The following is a 20,210-nucleotide window of genomic DNA, read 5'->3' as shown; positions in this document are numbered from 1 at the left end:
CTAAAATAAAGCAGTAAATGATTATTCTTCGATTTTTAATTAATTTTACTGTTGAAAATATCTTAATTCATGAAAAATACGGCAACTTTTGCAGTTATATTCCTTTTACTTCTCGGCCATTATTCAAAAGGTCAACAATTTGAAAAGCTGATACACTATGTAAACCCTTTAATCGGAACTGAAAAAATGGGTCATACCTATCCCGGAGCAACCGTCCCGTTTGGTTCCGTTCAGTTAAGTCCCGAAACAGATACCATTTCGTATGCGCTCAATGGAAAGTATAATGGAGAAGTGTATAAATATTGTGCAGGCTACCGCTACGAGGACAAAACTATTGTTGGTTTCAGTTCAACCCATTTTAGCGGAACCGGCCACTCTGATTTAGGAGATTTATTAATGATGCCGACTATCGGAAAACTACAGTTTAATCCAGGCACGGCTTCCAATCCAGAAAACGGATACAGAAGTCGGTTTTCCCACCAAAACGAAAAAGCAGAAGCAGGCTATTACAAAGTAAAACTGGAGGATCATAATATCTTAGCTGAACTTACTGCAACAACCAGAGTGGGCGTTCAGCGTTATACATTTCCAAAATCTGATCAGGCCCATATTATCTTGGATCTGATGGCAGGAATTTATAATTATGATGGAAAAAATGTCTGGACATACGTGCGTGTAGAAAATGACCACACCCTTACCGGGTACAGGCAGACCAGTGGCTGGGCGAGAACAAGAACAGTATATTTTGCGATACAATTCTCAAAACCATTCAAATCATATGGTCAAAAAAATTATGATGGAAAGCAGGTATATGGAGGATTCTGGAGAAAATTTGATCAGACTAAAAATTTCCCTGAAATAGCCGGAAGAAATCTGAAAATGAATTTTGACTTTGACACCAATGAAAATGAAGCCATCGAAGTAAAGCTTGCTTTATCACCCGTAAGTCAAAATAACGCGATAGATAATCTGGAAAAAGAAGCTGGAAATTTATCTTTTGATCAAGTAAAAGCTAAAGCACAGGAAAGCTGGAATAAAGAGCTAAACAAAATTATCATTAAAGGTTCTGAGACAGAAAAGACAAATTTCTACACCGCAATGTATCATACTTTCATTAATCCAACTACTTATATGGATGCTAATGGAGAATACAAAGGTTTAGATCAGAATGTTCATAAAGCAAATGGTTTTACAAACTATACAACATTTTCACTTTGGGACACCTACCGTACTTTACATCCCCTATTCAACATTATTCAGCCTAAAAGAAATGATGATATTGTAAAATCAATGATGGCACACTATGAACAGTTTTCTCTAAAAATGCTACCCATATGGTCTCATTATGCGAATGAAAACTGGTGTATGAGTGGTTATCACAGTGTAAGTGTAATATCAGATGCTATTATTAAAGGAATATATACCGGTGATGCGAAAGAAGCTTTGAAAGCCTGTGTAGAAACAGCCAATAAAAGAGATTACGAAGGTATCGGACAATATATCGATTTAGGGTATATTCCTTCTGAAAAAAGTGGAACTTCTGTTTCCAATACTTTGGAATATGCTTATGATGACTGGGCCATTGCTCAATTAGCAAAACATTTAGGAGAAACAGAAATTTACAACCAATTCATTAAGCGCTCGGAAAACTGGAAAAATAATTTTGACAAAAGCATTGGCTTTATGCGACCTCGTCTGGAAGATGGAAGTTTTAAAAAAGATTTCGATATTTTAAGTACTCACGGACAGGGTTTTATTGAAGGAAATTCCTGGAATTACAGCTTCTTTGTCCCTCAAAATCCTGATGCGCTCATCACTTTAATGGGTGGAAAGAAAAAATTCGCTTCCAAACTTGATGAATTATTCACAATGCATCTGTCTGATGAATTCTTTGCTGATACTGAAGACATTACCCGTGAAGGGATTATTGGCGGGTATGTTCATGGTAATGAACCTGCTCATCATGTAGCCTATTTTTACAATTGGGCCGGACAGCCATGGAAGACACAGGCCCAGATCCGTCATATTCTGGAAATGCAGTATAAAGCGACTCCGGATGGATTAGGAGGAAATGATGATGCTGGTCAAATGAGTGCATGGTATATTTTAAGCTCCCTTGGATTCTATCCGGTGGCACCAGGCTCCGGAGATTATGCAATTGGAAGTCCGGCAATAGATCACGCAGTATTAAACCTTGAAAATGGAAAGACCTTTGAAATTGAAGCCATCAATCAGAATCCAAAAAATGTATATGTTCAAAAGATTCTCCTCAATGGTACAGAGATCAAAAACTTTACGTTAAAACATTCTGATATTACAAAAGGGGGAAAACTTACTTTCTATATGAGCAATAAACCTAAGAAATAATTTCTATACATAAAAAAAGAGGCTGTTTCACTTTGAAACAGCCTCTTTTTTTATTCCTGAACCTCAAAAAGCAATCGCTCTCCGAATTTTTCTTCAGCTATTTTTCCATTGTCGTAGACCAGATTTCCATTTACAAAGGTATGAGTCACTTTAGAATTGAAGTTCATTCCTTCCAATGGGCTCCATCCACATTTGTATAAGAGGTTATCTCTGGTAACAGTCCAGTTTTCGTTTAAATCTACCAATACCAGGTCTGCTTTATATCCCTCTCTCACAAAACCTCTTTTCTCAACTCTGAAAAGGATCGCCGGATTGTGAGACATTTTTTCAACAATTTTCTCCAGAGAAATTTTACCATTTTTAAAGTTTTCCAACATCACATTTAGTGAATGCTGAACCAATGGAGCTCCGGACGGACATTTTGTATACACATTCTGCTTTTCTTCCAGAGTATGCGGAGCATGATCCGTCGCAACGACATCAATTCTGCCATCCAAAAGCGCCTCCCAAAGTCCATCTTTATCTGCCTGTGTCTTTACAGCAGGATTCCATTTGATCAGGCTTCCTCTTGTTTCATAATCTTCATTTGTAAAAGTTAAATGATGTACACAAACTTCTGCCGTTATTTTTTTATCCTTTAAAGGAATGTCATTTCTGAAAAGTGCAGTTTCCTTTGCTGTTGAAAGATGAAAAACATGAAGTCTTGCTCCTGTTTTCTGTGCCAATTCTATCGCCTTGGAAGAAGATTTATAGCAGGCTTCTTCACTTCTTATCAAATGGTGAAACTTTACAGGAATGTCTTCCCCATACTCATCCAGATATTTTTGAGTATTTGCTCTGATGGTCGCCTCATCTTCACAGTGAACTGCAATCAGCATTTTCGTATTGCTGAAAATATTTTCCAGAGTTTCAGGGTTGTCTACCAACATATTTCCTGTAGAAGAACCTAAAAACAATTTAACTCCCGGAACATTTCTTGGGTCAGTTTTAAGAATTTCTTCAAGATTATCATTAGTTCCTCCCATCATAAACCCATAATTGGCATAAGCTTTTTCAGCACCTAGTTCATATTTAGCTGCCAGTAATTCCTGGGTTACTGCATTAGGTACAGTATTAGGCTGATCTATGAAGCTGGTAATTCCTCCTGCAATTGCTGCCCTTGATTCACTTTCAATATCTCCTTTGTGTGTTAACCCCGGATCACGAAAATGAACCTGATCATCAATTACTCCCGGCAAAAGATATTTTCCCGAAGCATCAATAATTTGATCAGCTTCGTCTGAAATACCGGACTGTATTTTAGAAATTAAATCATTTTCAATTAAGATATCGCTTTCAAAGACCTTTCCTTCATTAACGATTGTTACATTCTTGATAAGAGTTCTCATTTACTTTTCTTTAGACTTTAGATTCCATACAAAATTAAGGTTTATGAATGAATTTTAATATCCTTGATAAAAAATCAATTTCTAAATATTTACATTTGTAAAAAAATTTCGACTTTGTATAAGAAACTACTAGGGCAAACAATCATCTACGGAATAGGAGCCATAGCGCCAAGAATAATTTTATTTATCCTTAATCCACTTTTGATCTATAAAATTCCTAATGAAGGTTTTGCGATTTTCACACAGCTATATGCGTGGATTTCATTTGTTAACATTATACTTTCTTTTGGGTTTGAAACTGCTTATTTTCGATTTTCTGCTGAAAAAGACAATGAAAAGAAGACTTTCAATACCTCATTTTTGTTTTTGTTTTCAACCTCTACCCTCTTCCTTTTAGTATGTTATCTATTCAACCAACCAATAGCTGATTATGCAGGGTATCATGATAATCCTGAATATATCAAATGGTTTGCAATGATCGCTTTTTTTGATAATCTATTGGTGATTCCGTTTGCGTGGTTACGTTTTCATAATAAGCCGATCAAATATTCTGTAGTGAGAATTATTCAGGCTGTTTTTCAGGCTGTTTTCACAGCAGCATTATTTTTTTGGATTCCCGAAAACATTTCAAAAAGCTTTGGTTTAAACCAAAATGTAGACTATCCATTTTTCAGTAATCTTGCAGGAAGTGCCTTAGGTTTTTTATTATTATTCCCTATTATATTAAAAGTAAGATTTCAGTTTGTAGTTTCACTGTTCGGACGAATGGTTAAGTATTCTTTTCCATTAATGCTTGCCGGATTGGCTTTTATGGTGAACGAAAACTTTGATAAATCTGTACAAAGAAATTATATTTCAGACGAAGAAGCGGGTGCTTATGGAGGCTGTTATAAATTAGCAGTACTCATGACATTATTCGTTACAGCATATCGAATGGGTATTGAACCCTTCTTTTTTAAACAAATGGATAAAGGCGATGCCAAAAAAACGTATGCCAAAGTAGCAGAATATTTTGCATTTTTTGCGTGTGCCGTTGCTTTAGGAATCATTGCTAATATTGCATGGCTGAAAGATGTTTTCATTCCCAACAAATCCTATTGGATTGCAATAGACATCATTCCGATTATCGTACTTGCCAACCTTTGTTTCGGAATATATTATAACTTTTCCACATGGTATAAGGTAACAGACAAAACTAGTGTTGGAACTATTATTTCATGGCTTGGAGCCGGTATAAACATTGCTTTCAACCTTTTAGCATTAAAATATTACCATAGTGTAATTGGTTCTGCATGGGCTACTTTTGGAGCATACGTTATCATGATGATTGTGTCTTATTTATTAGGCCAGAAGTATTACCCAATACCTTACAGAATGAAAAAAATGTCTTTCTTTCTGATATTGCTTGGCGTTTTTAGTTTTATCATTGTGAAATATCTCAATTATAATATCTTAATGAGTAATTTATTATTTCTAATTTTTATTGGAATTTTAATCTACACAGAAAAAGATATGTTACTATCAAGAATTAGAAAAAATTAAACTTTGGTCTCTAATTTGATGCTACTGAACTTGAAAAAATTAAACGATTATTTAAAATAATACAAGTATTCTTATCATTTGGCTAAATTATCTTCGTCATAAAAAATCAAAACAAAAACAACTAAAATACCTTAATATAATTTATGAAAATTATTGTACCAATGGCTGGACGTGGTTCCAGATTACGTCCACATACACTTACTGTTCCAAAACCTCTTATTCCTATTGCAGGAAAACCTATCGTACAAAGATTGGTAGAAGATATCGCTAAAGTTGCTGGTGAAAACATCGAAGAAGTAGCCTTTATCATTGGAGATTTTGGTGCAGAGATTGAAAAGTCACTGATCCAGATCGCTGAAAAACTAGGAGCAAAGGGAAGTATTTATTATCAAAACGACCCCCTTGGAACAGCCCACGCTATAAAATGTGCAGAAGATTCCATGCAGGGAGATGTGGTCATTGCATTTGCAGATACTCTTTTCAGAGCAGATTTCCAGTTAGATAAAAATTCGGATGGTGTGATCTGGGTGAAAAGCGTAGAAGATCCATCAGCATTTGGTGTTGTTAAATTAGACAACTATGGTTTCATTACAGATTTTGTTGAAAAACCAACGACTTTTGTTTCGGATCTGGCCATTATCGGTATCTATTATTTCAACAGTGCTGAGAAACTGATGAATGAAATCAATTACATCATGGATAATAATATCAAAAATGGTGGGGAATACCAATTGACAACAGCATTGGAAAACCTTAGATCTAAGGGAGCTAAATTCACCCTTGGAAAAGTAAATGACTGGATGGACTGTGGAAACAAAAATGCTACCGTAGAAACAAACAGCAAAATTCTTGCGTATGAAAAAGAAGAAATGTCTCACTATCCTACTTCAGCAGTTATTGAAAACTCTTTAATTATTCAGCCTTGCTTTATTGGGGAAAATGTAAGAATTTCAAATTCCAAAATAGGTCCAGGTGTTTCATTGGGCAACAATACAGTAATCGTAAATTCAAATATTGAAAACTCCCTGATCCAGGAAAATACAAAGATCAATCATGGAAATTTATCAAACTCTATGATTGGTAATTCTGCACAGTATTTTGGAGTTGCAAGAGAAATTTCTTTAGGTGATTATTCTGTTTTAGATTTCTTGTCTAAATAAAAAAGTAGAAATCACAGTAAATATACCCAAACCACACAAAATGTTTTGTGTGGTTTGGCGTTAATATTGCAAAGTATTATTTTAATCGAAAAAGATAAATACATGAAAAATTGGATCCCATTCGTTTTATTGCTTCTTCTTTTGTCATCCTGTAAAACCCGAAATGCTTCCAAAAATAATAATGGGGGTATTAAAGACAGTATCACAACCGAGAACAATAACAATCCAAAAGATGCAGGTGAGCCGGTAAGGGATAAACTTACATTTTATGAACATGTATTAATCCCACCACAATTTGATCAGATCAAAATTAACAGCAAAGTAAATGTAGAAACAGGAAATTTCGTTCCTACGCTTGACGCAACGATCTATATCGAAAACAATAAGAAAGTATGGATGAATTTATCCGTCTTGTTTATCAATGCAGCAAGAGGACTAGCAACACCTGAAGGAGTAAAAGGATTTGACAGGACCAGTAAATCGTATATAGATTCTGATTTTGAATATTTAAATCATTTATTGAACGTTAATTTCATAGATTACAAATCTCTGGAAAAAATTTTAATGGGTAGAACCTTTGTCAAAATCAGTGATTCCCAATTTACACTTACAAAAAATGCCCAGGGCTATCAGTTGGTATCATCTGTAAATCAGAAAATCGTCACCGAAGAAAAAACAAGAGAGTATAAAATTTCTTTACAATACGATGAAAACTATGATTTATTAAGTGTTCAACTGAAAGATGTTCTATCACCAGATCAACTTGAAATTTCATACAGCAATTGGGATGAATATAATAAAATTCGTCTACCAAAAAATGTTAAAATAATTATAAAAGGTTCAAAAACCAGCCAGATTTTATTAGAAAATACGAAATTTGATTTTTCGAAGATGGAAGTGGCCTATTCAGTCCCAGCCAATTATAAGAAAATTGAAATTAAATGATTAAAAAATTTAGCTTTTTAATAGGTATTTTATTGTTCGGATTGCACAACGGGCAGCAAAACAAGGAGCAATTACAAAAGCAAAATGCTGAACTTAAAAAACAAATCACTCAAATAAATTCCGATCTCGCTAAAACTAGAAACGAATCTAAACTTTCTATAGCTTATCTAAATAACATCAATAAAAAATTAACTTTAAGAGAAAAAGTTTACGCTAATACTCAAAAAGAAAAGAGATTCATCGAAGATGACATCTATCTTCGTCAGTTGGAAATCAACAGGCAAAATAGAGAATTGGCGGTGCTTAGAAAAAATTACGCTGAAGTTTTAGTCAATGCTTATAAAAATAAAGGAGTACAAAATAAAGTAACCTTTATTCTCTCTGCTAAAAACCTGGGTGAAGCTATTCGAAGAGTTCAATATCTTAAGGAATATTCGGATTATCAGGATAAAAAGGCTAACGAAATTACAGATGCAGCCAATCAGATCAAAAAAACAATCGCCCAAAGACAAAAATCAGTTACAGACAAGCAGCAGCTTTTGGTCAATCAACAAAAGGATTTGACAACAATAAATGTTGAAAGAGCACAAAAAGAACAGCTTGTTGCAGATTTCAAGAAGAACGAATCAAAACTAACTGCTGAACTTAAACAAAAACAGGTTCAGTCTAAAGCTCTTGAAGGACAGATCAGAAGCATTATAGCCGAAGAAATAAGAATTGCAAAAGCTGAAGAAGAAGCCAGAAGAAAAGCTGAAGCTGAAAAAATTCGTTTGGCTAAAATTGCTGCTGAAAAAGAAAAAGCGAGAATTGAAGCCGAAAACAGGGCAAAAGCCGAAGCATTAGAAAGAGAACGAAAATTAGCGGAAGCTGAAGCTAAAAAAGCCGCTGAATTGGCTGCTAAAAGAGCCGAAGAAGAAAGAAAACGTACAGAAGAAGCAGCAAGAGCAGAGTCCAATGCAAGAGATGAAGCCCGAAAAATTGCAGCTGCAAAAGCCTCTTCCGAAGCGAATACAAGAGCCAGAGAAGCGGCTAATAAACTTGCCGCTGCGAAAGCCGCTGAAGCTGCTTTAGAGAAAAGAAAAGATGACGAGAAAAAAGCAGCAGAATCTAAAGCAATGACAAACTTCGGAGTGTCTACAGCTGCTGGAAACAATTTTGCTGAGAACAGAGGTAAGCTGGGCTTCCCTGTCGACAAGGGTCAGATCACCCATCGTTTTGGAAGACATCCGCATCCGGTTTTCAAAAATATTGATGAAGAGAATAATGGAATTAAAATTTCTGTTCCTTCCGGTACCCGGGCAAAATCTGTATTTCCAGGATCTGTATCTTCAGTGTTAGCAAACAGTGATGGAACAAAAACCGTTATGCTAAAACATGGAAGTTATTTCACCATTTACTCCAATTTGGGAAGTGTTAGTGTTTCCAAAGGTCAGCAAGTTTCAGCAGGTACTGTTGTAGGTACTGTAGGACAGGATTTTGATGGCTCTTATACTCTTGATTTCCAGGTATGGAACGGAACTACACCAGTTGATCCTTTAGGGTGGGTTTCTTATTAAAAAAAGACTAACTTTGTAAAAAATTTAGAAATGGAAACATTAACAATACTTGCCTTATCATGGCAGCACATCCTTATCGTAGCAATTCTTCTTGTTTTGTTATTCGGAGGTAAAAAAATTCCGGAATTAATGAGAGGAGTTGGATCAGGGATCAAAGAATTTAAAGATGCAGTAAAAGAAGAGGATAAAAATCCATCTGATAACAAAAACTCTTCGACCAATAACCCTTCAAGCAACTAAATTCTTCAGAATTAATGAATTTCACAGAGACTGCATGGAAAGTCTTCAATCAATCTATTGAAGACTACCACGTATTTGATGACGTCAACAATCTAATTAATAATCCTTTCGAAAAAGACAGTTTGGAACGAATTTTGTACGCAAAGAACTGGATTGATACCGTTCAATGGCATTTGGAAGATATAATTAGAGATGAAAATATTAATCCGGTTGAAGCTCTTCAATTAAAGAGAACAATAGATGCTTCTAATCAGCAAAGAACTGATTTAGTGGAGTTTATTGACAGCTGGTTTCTTAATAAATTTAAAAATGTAACTCCTAAACCTGATGCAAAGATAAATACGGAAACACCCGCTTGGGCTGTAGACAGACTATCAATACTTGCGTTAAAGGTTTATCACATGTCATTAGAAGCAAATAGAACATCTGCTTCAGAAGAACATCGATTAAATTGCCAGGCAAAATTAGATGTGCTTCTTATTCAGAAAGAAGATCTATCAACTTCTATTAATCAGTTGCTTACTGATATTGAAAACGGTGATGTTAAGATGAAAGTATACAAACAAATGAAAATGTATAACGATGAAAGTCTTAACCCAATCCTTTATCAAAAGGGGCAACAAAAATGAAAAGATTATTTTTTTTTGGAATACTGTTTATACTAACTTCTTCTTGTGCAACGGAAAAATTAAATTTTTCTCCGTTGTCTAATAGTTTTTATAGTGAAGCAAAAGGTTCAGATTCTGACAGAGGACTTAAGAAAAGCATAGACATTAACATCAAAGAAAATGTAAATGCTTCTGAGATATCGAATTTAATTTCCACCTTTCCTAATTTTAAAACTATCAGTGTAAATGAAGAGGTAGTTTCTCTTAAATACAGTTTACAGAATTACTTATATGCAATAGATGCAAATAATATATCAGGAAAGAACAGAGCAATTAAAAGCTTTGAAAAATCCTATAAAAAAATTCAGAAACTAAGGCAGAACCTTCCAAAAGATGATGATGAGATTCTCAACAGATATCTGGTAAGATTAAAAACCAATATTTCTATTATTGAGGATTCTCTAAAAGGAAATTAAAAACTAGTTCAACTACCTTATTAATGATTAAAATTCAAGCGGAAGCAAACGTTCCTACAGAACATGGAACTTTCCGAATGATCGCTTTCTCTGAAAACGAAAATGACTGGATGCCTCATATGGCAATCATTGCTGAAAATACCGATTTTTCAAAACCAGTTAATGTACGTTTCCACTCAGAATGTATTACCGGCGAAGTCTTCCATTCAAAAAAATGTGAATGTGGGCAGCAATTAGATGCTGCGATGAAATATATCCATGAAAATGGAGGGGTTATTGTTTACCTTCGTCAGGAAGGAAGAAACATTGGAATTATCAATAAACTAAAAGCGTATTCTTTACAGGAAAAAGGATTCGATACCGTAGAAGCTAATCTTCAGCTTGGACTTCCGGCAGACGACAGGAATTTTAATGTAGCCATTGAAATTTTAAATGTACTGGAAGTAAAAGATATTAATCTTCTCACCAACAATCCGGAAAAGGTAAAATATGTTACAGAAAGCAATATTCACCTTAATTCAAGGATTCCTTTACAAATCCCGGCTAATGATATCAGCAGAGGATATTTAAAGACAAAGAAAGATTATTTTGGGCATCTTCTCGATGACAATGATAATTAAGATAAAATAAATAAAAGGCTCCGGAATAAATTCCGGAGCCTTTTTTAATTATAAAAAAACTGAAAAGATATATCTTAATTTCTAGTCTTAATTTTAGACTCGTCAATATTGTAATATTTAATTACACTATAGTAATCATTATAGTCTACAGGAGTTGCTGCATTTTTTGCATTAGCACTTTTAGCACCATTTTTACCAGTATTGGCAGGTAGTATTACAACTCTAAATCTCTTATTTGTGTAGTATGTTGGATTCGTAGTTAAATTTAAAGTAGAATTTACATTAATACCAATATCAAATTTGCTGAAATCAAATGAATAATCCACAGCTACATTATTATTAGTAAAGAATGTATATGGAAGTAATCTCCAGATTGGGGAGTTGTTATTGGTAAGACCAGTTTGTAAATAGATCAATACTACATCAGATTGTACTAAAGGACTATTAAATGCATCAGAATACTGATATAAATTGTCATCAGTTCTTGTGAAAGTCGGTGTAATATCAAAAGCGGTACCCACCGTGTCATTATCTACAAAATTATTATTATCATCGTCTTTATCACAGCTAAAAATAAATAAGCTGACAAAAGCTAATAGAAGGATTGGAAGAAATTTTTTCATTTTTATAAAAGTTTTAATATTATTTATAAAGCACATCCAAAACATATACCAAAAAACTCAAAAACATCCATTATGATGATTTTTTTAATTGTATTTTTGTTCTTATTCAAAAGTTATGAACAAAATAGTTTGCACTTCCCTCTTCATATTCTTATTTGCCACTTCAAAAATCACTGCCCAGTATCTTCCAAAGGGCATTTCTCAGTCTGAGGTAAGCAAAGCCAACCAATGGGTTGATAAGACTTATAATTCTCTTTCTCAGGATGAAAAATTAGGACAACTTTTCATTGTTGCCCTTTATACCAACAAAGATGAAGGCCATATTAGCCAGGTAAGAAATATTGTCACCAATGATAAGATCGGCGGACTGATCTTAATGCAGGATGACGCAGCAAGGGAAATTGCATTGGTTAATGAGTTTCAACAAAAATCGAAAGTTCCTTTAATGATTGGAATGGATGCCGAGTGGGGGTTGTTTCAAAGAATCGCAGCTGCACATAAATTTCCATGGGCAATGACGTTGGGAGCTATTCAGGATAAAAATCTTATTTACCAGATGTCTTCCAAAATTGCTGAAGATTGCAAAAGAATGGGAATTAACTGGGATTTTGCTCCAGTTGTGGATGTTAACACTAATCCTAACAACCCAATTATTGGAAACAGAAGCTTTGGCTCTGAAGTGGATAATGTCATCAATTCTGCATTAGCCTATTCCAATGGACTACAGGATAACAACATACTTGCGGCTATCAAACACTTTCCCGGACATGGTGATACCAATACGGATTCGCATTTAGATTTGCCTGTGGTTTCCCATCAACTAGACCGGCTAAATGCCGTTGAATTAGCACCTTTTAAAGCATTGATGAATAAAGGCATTGGTGGTGTAATGGTTGCCCATTTGTATGTTCCAACCTTAGAGTCAGGAAAAGGAATTCCCGCTTCAGTTTCTAAAAATATCATCACAGGTCTTTTAAAAGAAAAATTAGGATACAAAGGGCTTATTATTACCGATGCTCTTAATATGGGTGCTGTCGCCAATAAATATAAACCTGGAGAGCTGGATGCATTGGCATTCAAAGCTGGAAATGATATTATGCTTTTCTCTCAAGGTGTATCAGAAGGAAAAAAATTAATACAAAAAGCTATTGACAATGGAGAAATTTCACAATCCAGAGTTGAAGAAAGTGTTAAAAAAATACTCCTCACCAAATACTATTTAGGCCTGGAAAAGTACAGTCCAAAAAATCCTGAAAATATTAACGGTGATCTGAATAATGATTCACATAAAGTTTTAGTTCAAAATCTTTATTCTAATGCACTTACTTTATTAAAGGATGAACAAAAACTACTTCCACTGAAAGGAAAACAAATTTACTATGTTCCCCTGGAAGAAGCTCCCTATCAAACATTTGCTAATCAACTAGGTTCTACTGTCATTATTAAAAAAGCTGGAGAAATTAATTCAATACCTTCTAATTCTACAGTAATTGTTGGTTTGCATAAAGATAATTCTACAGCTTACAAACCTTATAAAATTTCAGCAGAATCAAAAAGGATCCTAGCTGATCTAACCAAAAATCAAAAAGTCATACTAAATGTATTTGGAAGTGCCTACGCATTGAAGGATATTGATATTTCAAAAGTTTCCACGGTCCTTGTTTCTTACGAAAACAATGATGATTCAATGGTTGCAACTGCAAACGCTTTAATGGGAAAAACAAAAATATGGGGAAGACTTCCCGTATTAATTAACGATCAGCTAAAAGCCGGAATGGGTATTGATCTAAATTCAACGATGGCTTCTGATACAAAAGTGAACTCAACTATATTTACAACATCAAAACAATAATAATCCAATGAAAATAGGCATACTTTGCTATCCAACATACGGCGGAAGTGGTATCGTAGCAACAGAACTGGGAATGTCTCTTGCTAATAAAGGTTATGAAGTTCACTTCATAAGTTCCGCTCTTCCTGCAAGACTAGATATCACAAATCCTAATATTTTTTTCCATAGGGTCAATGTACAGACGTATCCGCTCTTCCAGTATCAACCCTATGATATTGCATTAAGTTCCATGATCTATAGGGTTGTGAATCTATATAAACTGGATCTACTGCATGCGCATTATGCGATTCCTTATGCTTATGCAGCATTTACGGCCAAACAAATGCTGAAAGAAGATAATAATGATATTCCTTTGGTAACGACTCTGCATGGTACTGATATTACCTTAGTCGGGCAGCATCCAAGTTACAAACATGCTGTAGAATTTTCGATCAATAAATCTGATGCAATTACTTCTGTATCTGAAAGTTTAAAAAAAGATACTCTACAGTTTTTCAACATTAAAAAACCTATTCAGGTGATCACGAACTTCATCGATAATTCTGAATTCGATGAATGCAATGAGTGCCAGAGAACACAATTTGCTGACCCTGATGAAAAAATATTGATTCACGTGTCTAATTTACGTCCGGTAAAACGTGTAGATGAAGTTCTTCAGATCTTCAAGAATGTTCATAAGAAGGTGAAATCTAAATTGATCATTATTGGAGAAGGTCCTGATATGGAAAAAGTTAATCAATTCCTGGAAGAAAACCCAGATTTGATTTCTAAAATCCGTCTTCTTGGAAAAGTGAATGACCTGTACAGAATCCTTCAGCTTTCAGATGTATTCTTACTTCCTTCTGAGCAGGAAAGTTTTGGTTTAGCCGCCTTAGAAGCAATGGCAGCATACACGCCTGTTATCAGTTCTAATGCAGGAGGAATTCCAGAGGTTAATATCCAGGGAGAAACAGGTTTCTTAGCAGAGATAGGAAATGTGGAAGCTATGAGTAATTACACCATTAAGCTATTAAGCAATGATGAGCTTTTATCCAAAATGAAAGCCAATGCAAAAGAGCAGGCTATCAAATTTGATTTAAAAAATGTACTTCCTATTTATGAGGAAATGTACACAACAACCATCGCTAACTTTAAAAATGAACTGACTCAAGCATAGTCAAAAAAGATCCTGATAAGGAGATATCAAAATAAACCTAAGGCTTAGATCAGTGATCTGAGCCTTTTTTTGTTCTAAAGAATAAAGCAACATATACCTTAAAAACTTCTCCACAAATCCTCCATTATTTTCACTAAACTGAAGAGAACAGCAGAAAAAAAAAGGTATTAAGTTTAATTTAAAGTCATAAATCCTTCAAATTTCTGAAAATGCAAAAAAGCAAGCAAAAATTTTAAGAAATGGGCTTAGAAATATAATATTTCAATTATATTTATCCAACAACACAATGACGGAAAAATTACTTCAATATCTTTGGAACTTTAAGGTTTTCAAAAATTTTGACTTCAAGGATATTGAAGGAAACGCTATTGAAGTGATTAATTTTGGAAAATGGAATACTGATGCAGGACCAGATTTTTTATTTGCAACAATCAAAACCAACAACTTAGTCTTAAGCGGAAATATAGAATTGCATGTTAAGTCTTCTGACTGGATCTTTCACAATCACTCTAAAGATCCAAATTATCAAAATATAATTCTGCATGTCGTCTTTCAAAATGATGTAGAAATTGAAGAATTTAATGATAGAAAAATCCCTACACTCGAACTGAAAAATTTTATCGATGAGAATATCCTCTGGAAATATGAAAAACTGATTACTGAGGATCATTTCATTCCTTGTGAAGGCATATTCAATATCAACAGTATTCCCATTAACTTTCACGAAGAAAATATTCTAAAAAAACTGGATTCTAAATCTCAAGAACTGGAAAAAAATTTAGAACAATCTAAAAATAATTTTGAAGCTGTATTATTTCAGAGCCTTGCGTATTCATTTGGATTAAAAGTAAATGCCTTTATTTTCAGACAGATTGCCGAAAGCATTGATCACAGCATCATCAATAAGATCCGACAAAATAAATTTCAGATGGAAGCATTATTATTTGGGATTTCCGGATGGCTTGATAGTCCCCAGGATGAACAAATGGAAATCTGGAAAAGAGAGTTTGATTTTGTAAAAGTAAAATACCAGATATCTGATATCAATTTTCGTCCTAAATTTTTGCGATTACGGCCTCCCAATTTTCCTACGGTAAGGCTCTCTCAATTGGCTGACCTTTATTATCAGCATCAAAATTTATTTTCTAAAATCATTCTTATAAAAAATACTGATGAATTGCTTAACGTTTTCAAGAATGTACAAGCTTCGGAATACTGGAATAATCATTTTAATTTTGGGAAGATTTCAACGATCAACCAACCTAAAACACTAAGTCCTGATTTTATTGAGCTTATTATTTTAAATACGGTCCTTCCATTAAAATACACCTATCATAAATATCATAATGAAGAAATCGCAGATGAGATCATTGAATTTTACAAGAATTTATCTCCTGAAAAAAATTCTATCATTGACTCCTGGAAAAAGCTTGGGATAAAAATGAATCATTCAATGGAAACCCAAAGCCTTATCTATCATTTCAAAAGCTGCTGTGAAGAAAAAAACTGTCTACAGTGCAGTATTGGATTAAGACTTCTAAAAGACCCTACAAATCGTGGAGCTTCTTAAAAATGCTAAACCACTTTTTGCATTCGGGTAGACAACAATGCTTTCTGCATCAGAAAAGTGTACATCCACACTTGCTTTCACCAACCAGGCAGATTTACTTGAATATTTGTCATCCAAAACAATATTTAACTATTAGATTTATGAAAGCAACTAATATCTTATTTCTGGTATTTGCTATGAACTTTTACCACGCACAAACTTATAAAAAACAAAAGTCTGAAATCCAGAACCTTATAACCGTTTTCAAAAAATGTATTATTACTAAGGATACAGCTACTTTCAAAAGTTTATTTACAAAAGATTCATTTAATTGGGTTGCGGTAATTAAGGACAAAAGCCAGCAAAAAAGGCTACAAAAAAAGACACTGCATCCTTCAAATATCTTCACAAAAACCTCAACGGATTTCTATCAGTTCCTTATAGATGAGGGAAAGCAAGAGGAAATATTCAAAAATGTGCGTATTGAAAACGATGATGTTATCGGCTCAGTAACCTTTGATTATTTTTTTCTATCAAACAATAAAACAACCAATTGGGGTAAAGAATTCTGGCAACTCGCTAAAATTGAAGGACAATGGAAGATTATTAGTGCGATGTATAGCTTAGAGTTTAATTAATTAGTTCAAGGTGAAATTATAGCAGATATTTTAAAAATCAGTTTTAGCAATACAAGAATGGTATGAAGAAAAATTTGCTTAAATTGCAGTATTGCATTTAACCTTAAAAAACTCATCAAATGCTAGATAATATTCGTCATAAAATGGAAAGAGAATGGTTTGGTGTCCTTACAAGAATGGGTACTAAACTTGGAATTCCTGTTTCCAAACTTCGGGTATTTTTTATTTATTCAACCTTTGCCACCGCTGGCTTTTTCTTTCTTATCTACCTGGGATTAGCATTTACCTTGTGGATCAAAGATATTTTCATCACAAGAAGGCCTAGTGTTTTCGACTTATAATTATGGAATTTTTACCTATTACTTCGCCAGAAGATTACAAAATAAAAGATATTTACCACTCCTATTCTACAACCTTTCCGGAGGATGAGAGGAGAGACTGGGATCAATTTGTAAAATTATTTACTAATCCCAATGTGAAAATAATTTCTGTATTGCACGAGTCAGAAGCGATTGGTTATCTTATCTTTTGGGAACTGAGCGATTATATTTTCGTAGAACATTTTGAAGTTTTTGAAAAATTCAGAAGTCAGAAGCTTGGATCCCATATTACGGGATATTTATTTAAAAACCATCCAAGAATTATCCTTGAGATTGAGCCTGCCCACTTGGGTGAAGATGCACAAAGGCGATATTCTTTTTATCAGAAAAATGGCTTCTCTTTAATAGAGGAAATGTATGTTCAGCCAAGTTATGGTGAAGGTAAACAACCACTGGATCTCTGGTTACTGGCCAATTATTCGCCCAAAGACCTGAAAAAAGTTAAAGAAGAAATTTACGATGTAGTATATCATTAAAATATAAAATAGCCAGCATTCTTGCTGGCTATTTTTTTATTTACAAAACGGTTCAATTATGACATCCGAAGAAGATGTCAATTTAGTTTACTTCATATTCTAATTTTATGGTAATACTGGCTACCTTTTCTTTTGAAGTTGTATTAAAAGCTCCGCCATATGAATAATCCTCATTTGAATTAGGGGCTGTAATCTGAATAACACCCATTGTTGCTTTTTTAAGACTCCCAAGACTACTTCCTGAGTTTTGAGCAATTTTTTCGGCACGCTCTCTGGCATCTTTTGTGGCTGTAGCAATCATCTCTTGTTTTACAGCAGTTAATTTTGTGTAAAAGTAAGAAGGTGAAGAGGATGTAAATTCTATTCCGCGATTGATAATCTCTGTTATATTCCTTGAAAGACTTTCTATTTTAGTAACTTCCTTACTTTCTATAGAAACTGTTTGAGTCAAATTATATCCGGAAAATTCACCCTGGACACTATTTCCATTTGAATCATTGTAATTTCGAAATTGTTTTTGAATATCTACAGAAGAATAAATGATCTCGTTCTGTTTTATCCCTTTTGAAATAAGATAATCATTGATTACTTTTTTATCTGCTAACAATCCATCGTAGGCCATCTTCAGATCAAAGTTATTTTTGAAAAGCTTCCTGACCAGGTAATAAGATCCGATGTAAATTGTTTGGTCCCCAGACCCGTTACTGAAATCGTATTTTCAGATTTATTTCTGTTTTTAATAGCACTTCCTAAAAGCCCTAAACCGATAATAAAGCCCACGGCAGCAATTGCCATTATTATAATATTTTTATTCATAAAATTTTGTGAATTTGATTGATCTGTCATTTAAATTTGTTTTTTTAATGAAAGTATTACATCAATTTCCATTCCGAAATTTTAAGATTTTTTTAACAAAAATGAATTACTCCTTTTTCAATCTTCCCAGAAAAGCAGGCATTGTTTCTTCTAACCTTAATAATACTCCTGAAAGATTTCTGGCTTTTACGTAAGTCCGTACCTGAGGCTTGGCAACAAAAGAAAATTCTATAAACTCTGAAATCCTTTCTGCCGGAATCCCGGCATTTGTAAAATAATCATCATCTACCCTTTTCCGGATCCATAAAATATTATCCTGCAAGTCATCATATCTATATTGCCGCTTTTGCTTCCTGGCTTTTCCACTTACTAAATCATAAACTCCCTGAACATTCAGCTGCCCTAAAAGTATAGGAAGCAAGACGCTTTTTACTTCTGCAGGTTTTTCTCTCATTTTACCAACAGGCTGCGGAAGTCCAACGGCTTGCTGAACGATTTCTCCCTTATCTACCTTAGCGACTACCCTCGAATCTTTTGATAAATCACCGGATAGCTTTTTAGGTACTTCCACTTCCTCTATTTCTTCTGGGATTCTGACGAGTGTTATAAAAATCTGAGAATTAACTCCATCAGCAAAAACCCTTTTTGACACCCTCTCATATCCAGGTCTTACAAACCTCAGCTCATCATTTCTGGAAGCTTCAATGGAAAATTCGCCTAAAGAATTACTATAAGCTTTTTTATCAGTGGAGATATTGACAATGGTAACCGATCCAAGATTAATGTCGTTATCATCAGTAATTTTACCGGTAACAATCTGCTGAGAATAGGCAACTCCACAAAGGAAACAAGAAATAAGATAAATACTATATCTCATGAGCAGATCCTTCATATGCCATTATCTTTGGGTCTGAGGAGCACGATAAGACGAAACTCTTACAAGTACAGTCCTCTGAAACCTCATAAGATCAGCATCACTACAATACCCAAATTTCAGTATTTGCTTCCGCTCAAATCCCGATTTCAAAACATAATAAATGAAATGCTGTATCAGTGCTTTTTCTATTTTTAAATCAACAAAATACTGATCTCCAAGGCTTTCACGTAAGTAGCTCATAAGATCTACATCATCCCATTTGTTCTTTGCTTTTCCTATAGAAAATCCCTGTCCTTTAGGCTGTACGAACTCACCTGCCTTCGCAGCCATTATTCTTGGATCAGATTTTTGATGTAAATATAAACCAAGGTCAGAGGTCAGCTTTTCTACTTTTTTGGGTCTGTTCAGGTTTTTAGAATCAATTTTTAAATCTCCGGTAAGCCCGCGCTTTACTTCTACCTCTGCAATTAAGGCTGTCTGCCGGACGAGAACAATATTCAAAGGAGCTCCAAGATTGTCTTTTGTTACTTTCTTATCCATTCTTTCATAACCGCTTTTTATAAAGCGAAGTTCATCACCATCTCTTCCGGAAATCATAAAATGCCCATCGCTATTGGTTGCAACACGCTCATCTGTTCTTATATTGATGACCGTAACTTCAGGCATCTCTATACCTTCTTCACTAGCAATTTTCCCAAAAATATAATCCTGGGCATGTATCTGAACAATAAAAATAAATGATAAGAGAAGGAGTAGTTTAAATTTCACGGAAAGTTTTTTATCAGACAAATCTAAACTTATTTTTAACGTATTCCATAAGTTTAACCACAGTTAACGTGTTTTAGGAATTTTTTTAGATTCTGATTTCCAATTTTGTTAAAGTCCTATTTGTAATTGTTAAAATTTCATTTAAATTTTAGCTAACTTGCATCTTCAATTCA

At 34.1% G+C, this 20,210-nt stretch carries 19 protein-coding genes and 1 pseudogene; 15 read left to right on the top strand and 5 right to left on the bottom strand.

What is annotated here, in order from left to right:
- Positions 1 to 69 precede the first annotated feature (69 nt).
- Positions 70 to 2,367, top strand: coding sequence for a GH92 family glycosyl hydrolase (locus tag CEY12_RS17275; protein ID WP_089028865.1), 2,298 nt, complete (start codon positions 70 to 72; stop codon positions 2,365 to 2,367).
- A gap of 50 nt (positions 2,368 to 2,417) precedes the next feature.
- On the opposite strand, the gene CEY12_RS17270 is transcribed toward CEY12_RS17275, so the two are convergent.
- A complete protein-coding gene (locus tag CEY12_RS17270; RefSeq protein WP_089028864.1) occupies positions 2,418 to 3,755 on the bottom strand; it encodes a dihydroorotase in 1,338 nt (445 codons plus the stop codon).
- 114 nt (positions 3,756 to 3,869) lie between these two features.
- On the opposite strand from CEY12_RS17270, the gene CEY12_RS17265 reads away from it, so the two are divergent.
- The 8 genes from CEY12_RS17265 to ribA all read left to right on the top strand — a co-directional run bounded on the left by CEY12_RS17265 (position 3,870) and on the right by ribA (position 10,902).
- Positions 3,870 to 5,297, top strand: coding sequence for an oligosaccharide flippase family protein (locus CEY12_RS17265; protein ID WP_089028863.1), 1,428 nt, complete (start codon positions 3,870 to 3,872; stop codon positions 5,295 to 5,297).
- A 143-nt stretch (positions 5,298 to 5,440) separates the two neighbouring features.
- Positions 5,441 to 6,457 carry a sugar phosphate nucleotidyltransferase gene (locus tag CEY12_RS17260; RefSeq protein ID WP_089028862.1) on the top strand — a complete coding sequence of 339 codons (1,017 nt, stop codon included), beginning with the start codon at positions 5,441 to 5,443 and terminating at the stop codon, positions 6,455 to 6,457.
- A gap of 102 nt (positions 6,458 to 6,559) precedes the next feature.
- The gene (locus CEY12_RS17255; protein ID WP_089029914.1) at positions 6,560 to 7,402 is read left to right on the top strand and encodes a DUF4292 domain-containing protein; all 843 of its coding nucleotides are present in this window, start codon (positions 6,560 to 6,562) and stop codon (positions 7,400 to 7,402) included.
- On the top strand, positions 7,399 to 8,958 hold the full coding sequence (locus CEY12_RS17250; protein WP_089028861.1) for a peptidoglycan DD-metalloendopeptidase family protein: 1,560 nt from the start codon (positions 7,399 to 7,401) through the stop codon (positions 8,956 to 8,958). Before CEY12_RS17255 ends, CEY12_RS17250 begins: the two co-directional genes overlap by 4 nt.
- A gap of 30 nt (positions 8,959 to 8,988) precedes the next feature.
- Positions 8,989 to 9,198 (top strand): twin-arginine translocase TatA/TatE family subunit, encoded by a 210-nt coding sequence (locus tag CEY12_RS17245; RefSeq protein ID WP_089028860.1) that lies wholly within the window; start codon positions 8,989 to 8,991, stop codon positions 9,196 to 9,198.
- A gap of 14 nt (positions 9,199 to 9,212) precedes the next feature.
- Positions 9,213 to 9,827, top strand: coding sequence for a DUF4254 domain-containing protein (locus CEY12_RS17240; protein ID WP_089028859.1), 615 nt, complete (start codon positions 9,213 to 9,215; stop codon positions 9,825 to 9,827).
- A complete protein-coding gene (locus CEY12_RS17235) occupies positions 9,824 to 10,282 on the top strand; it encodes a hypothetical protein (protein WP_089028858.1) in 459 nt (152 codons plus the stop codon). Before CEY12_RS17240 ends, CEY12_RS17235 begins: the two co-directional genes overlap by 4 nt.
- Before the next feature lie 23 nt (positions 10,283 to 10,305).
- Complete coding sequence (ribA, locus tag CEY12_RS17230) at positions 10,306 to 10,902, top strand: GTP cyclohydrolase II (protein ID WP_089028857.1); 597 nt, start codon at positions 10,306 to 10,308, stop codon at positions 10,900 to 10,902.
- Positions 10,903 to 10,976: 74 nt separating this feature from the next.
- Here the strand turns inward: ribA and CEY12_RS17225 are convergent, their stop codons facing one another.
- The gene (locus tag CEY12_RS17225) at positions 10,977 to 11,525 is read right to left on the bottom strand and encodes a hypothetical protein (RefSeq protein WP_089028856.1); all 549 of its coding nucleotides are present in this window, start codon (positions 11,523 to 11,525) and stop codon (positions 10,977 to 10,979) included.
- Between the two features lie 115 nt (positions 11,526 to 11,640).
- Between CEY12_RS17225 and CEY12_RS17220 the strand changes: the two genes are divergently transcribed.
- From CEY12_RS17220 to CEY12_RS17195, 6 genes are all read left to right on the top strand, one after another.
- On the top strand, positions 11,641 to 13,377 hold the full coding sequence (locus tag CEY12_RS17220; RefSeq protein WP_089028855.1) for a glycoside hydrolase family 3 protein: 1,737 nt from the start codon (positions 11,641 to 11,643) through the stop codon (positions 13,375 to 13,377).
- 7 nt (positions 13,378 to 13,384) lie between these two features.
- Positions 13,385 to 14,533: an N-acetyl-alpha-D-glucosaminyl L-malate synthase BshA gene (gene bshA / locus CEY12_RS17215; protein WP_089028854.1), complete on the top strand. Its 1,149-nt coding sequence runs from the start codon at positions 13,385 to 13,387 to the stop codon at positions 14,531 to 14,533.
- Positions 14,534 to 14,819: 286 nt separating this feature from the next.
- Positions 14,820 to 16,103: a DUF2851 family protein gene (locus CEY12_RS17210; protein ID WP_089028853.1), complete on the top strand. Its 1,284-nt coding sequence runs from the start codon at positions 14,820 to 14,822 to the stop codon at positions 16,101 to 16,103.
- Between the two features lie 140 nt (positions 16,104 to 16,243).
- On the top strand, positions 16,244 to 16,720 hold the full coding sequence (locus CEY12_RS17205) for a hypothetical protein (RefSeq protein WP_089028852.1): 477 nt from the start codon (positions 16,244 to 16,246) through the stop codon (positions 16,718 to 16,720).
- 119 nt (positions 16,721 to 16,839) lie between these two features.
- Positions 16,840 to 17,061 (top strand): PspC family transcriptional regulator, encoded by a 222-nt coding sequence (locus CEY12_RS17200; RefSeq protein WP_089028851.1) that lies wholly within the window; start codon positions 16,840 to 16,842, stop codon positions 17,059 to 17,061.
- A gap of 2 nt (positions 17,062 to 17,063) precedes the next feature.
- Complete coding sequence (locus CEY12_RS17195) at positions 17,064 to 17,576, top strand: GNAT family N-acetyltransferase (protein ID WP_089028850.1); 513 nt, start codon at positions 17,064 to 17,066, stop codon at positions 17,574 to 17,576.
- An 82-nt stretch (positions 17,577 to 17,658) separates the two neighbouring features.
- Here the strand turns inward: CEY12_RS17195 and CEY12_RS17190 are convergent.
- From CEY12_RS17190 to CEY12_RS17180, 3 genes and pseudogenes are all read right to left on the bottom strand, one after another.
- Positions 17,659 to 18,392 (bottom strand): annotated as a pseudogene (locus CEY12_RS17190) (SIMPL domain-containing protein).
- Positions 18,393 to 18,498: 106 nt separating this feature from the next.
- Positions 18,499 to 19,284 (bottom strand): carboxypeptidase regulatory-like domain-containing protein, encoded by a 786-nt coding sequence (locus CEY12_RS17185; protein ID WP_228409723.1) that lies wholly within the window; start codon positions 19,282 to 19,284, stop codon positions 18,499 to 18,501.
- A gap of 6 nt (positions 19,285 to 19,290) precedes the next feature.
- Positions 19,291 to 20,037 carry a hypothetical protein gene (locus CEY12_RS17180; protein WP_089028849.1) on the bottom strand — a complete coding sequence of 249 codons (747 nt, stop codon included), beginning with the start codon at positions 20,035 to 20,037 and terminating at the stop codon, positions 19,291 to 19,293.
- Positions 20,038 to 20,210 lie beyond the last annotated feature (173 nt).

The sequence above is a fragment of the Chryseobacterium sp. T16E-39 genome (genome assembly GCF_002216065.1).
Classification (GTDB): domain Bacteria; phylum Bacteroidota; class Bacteroidia; order Flavobacteriales; family Weeksellaceae; genus Chryseobacterium.
The sequence above is the reverse complement of the archived record's forward strand: the minus strand, read 5'-3'. Positions and strand labels throughout refer to the sequence as shown.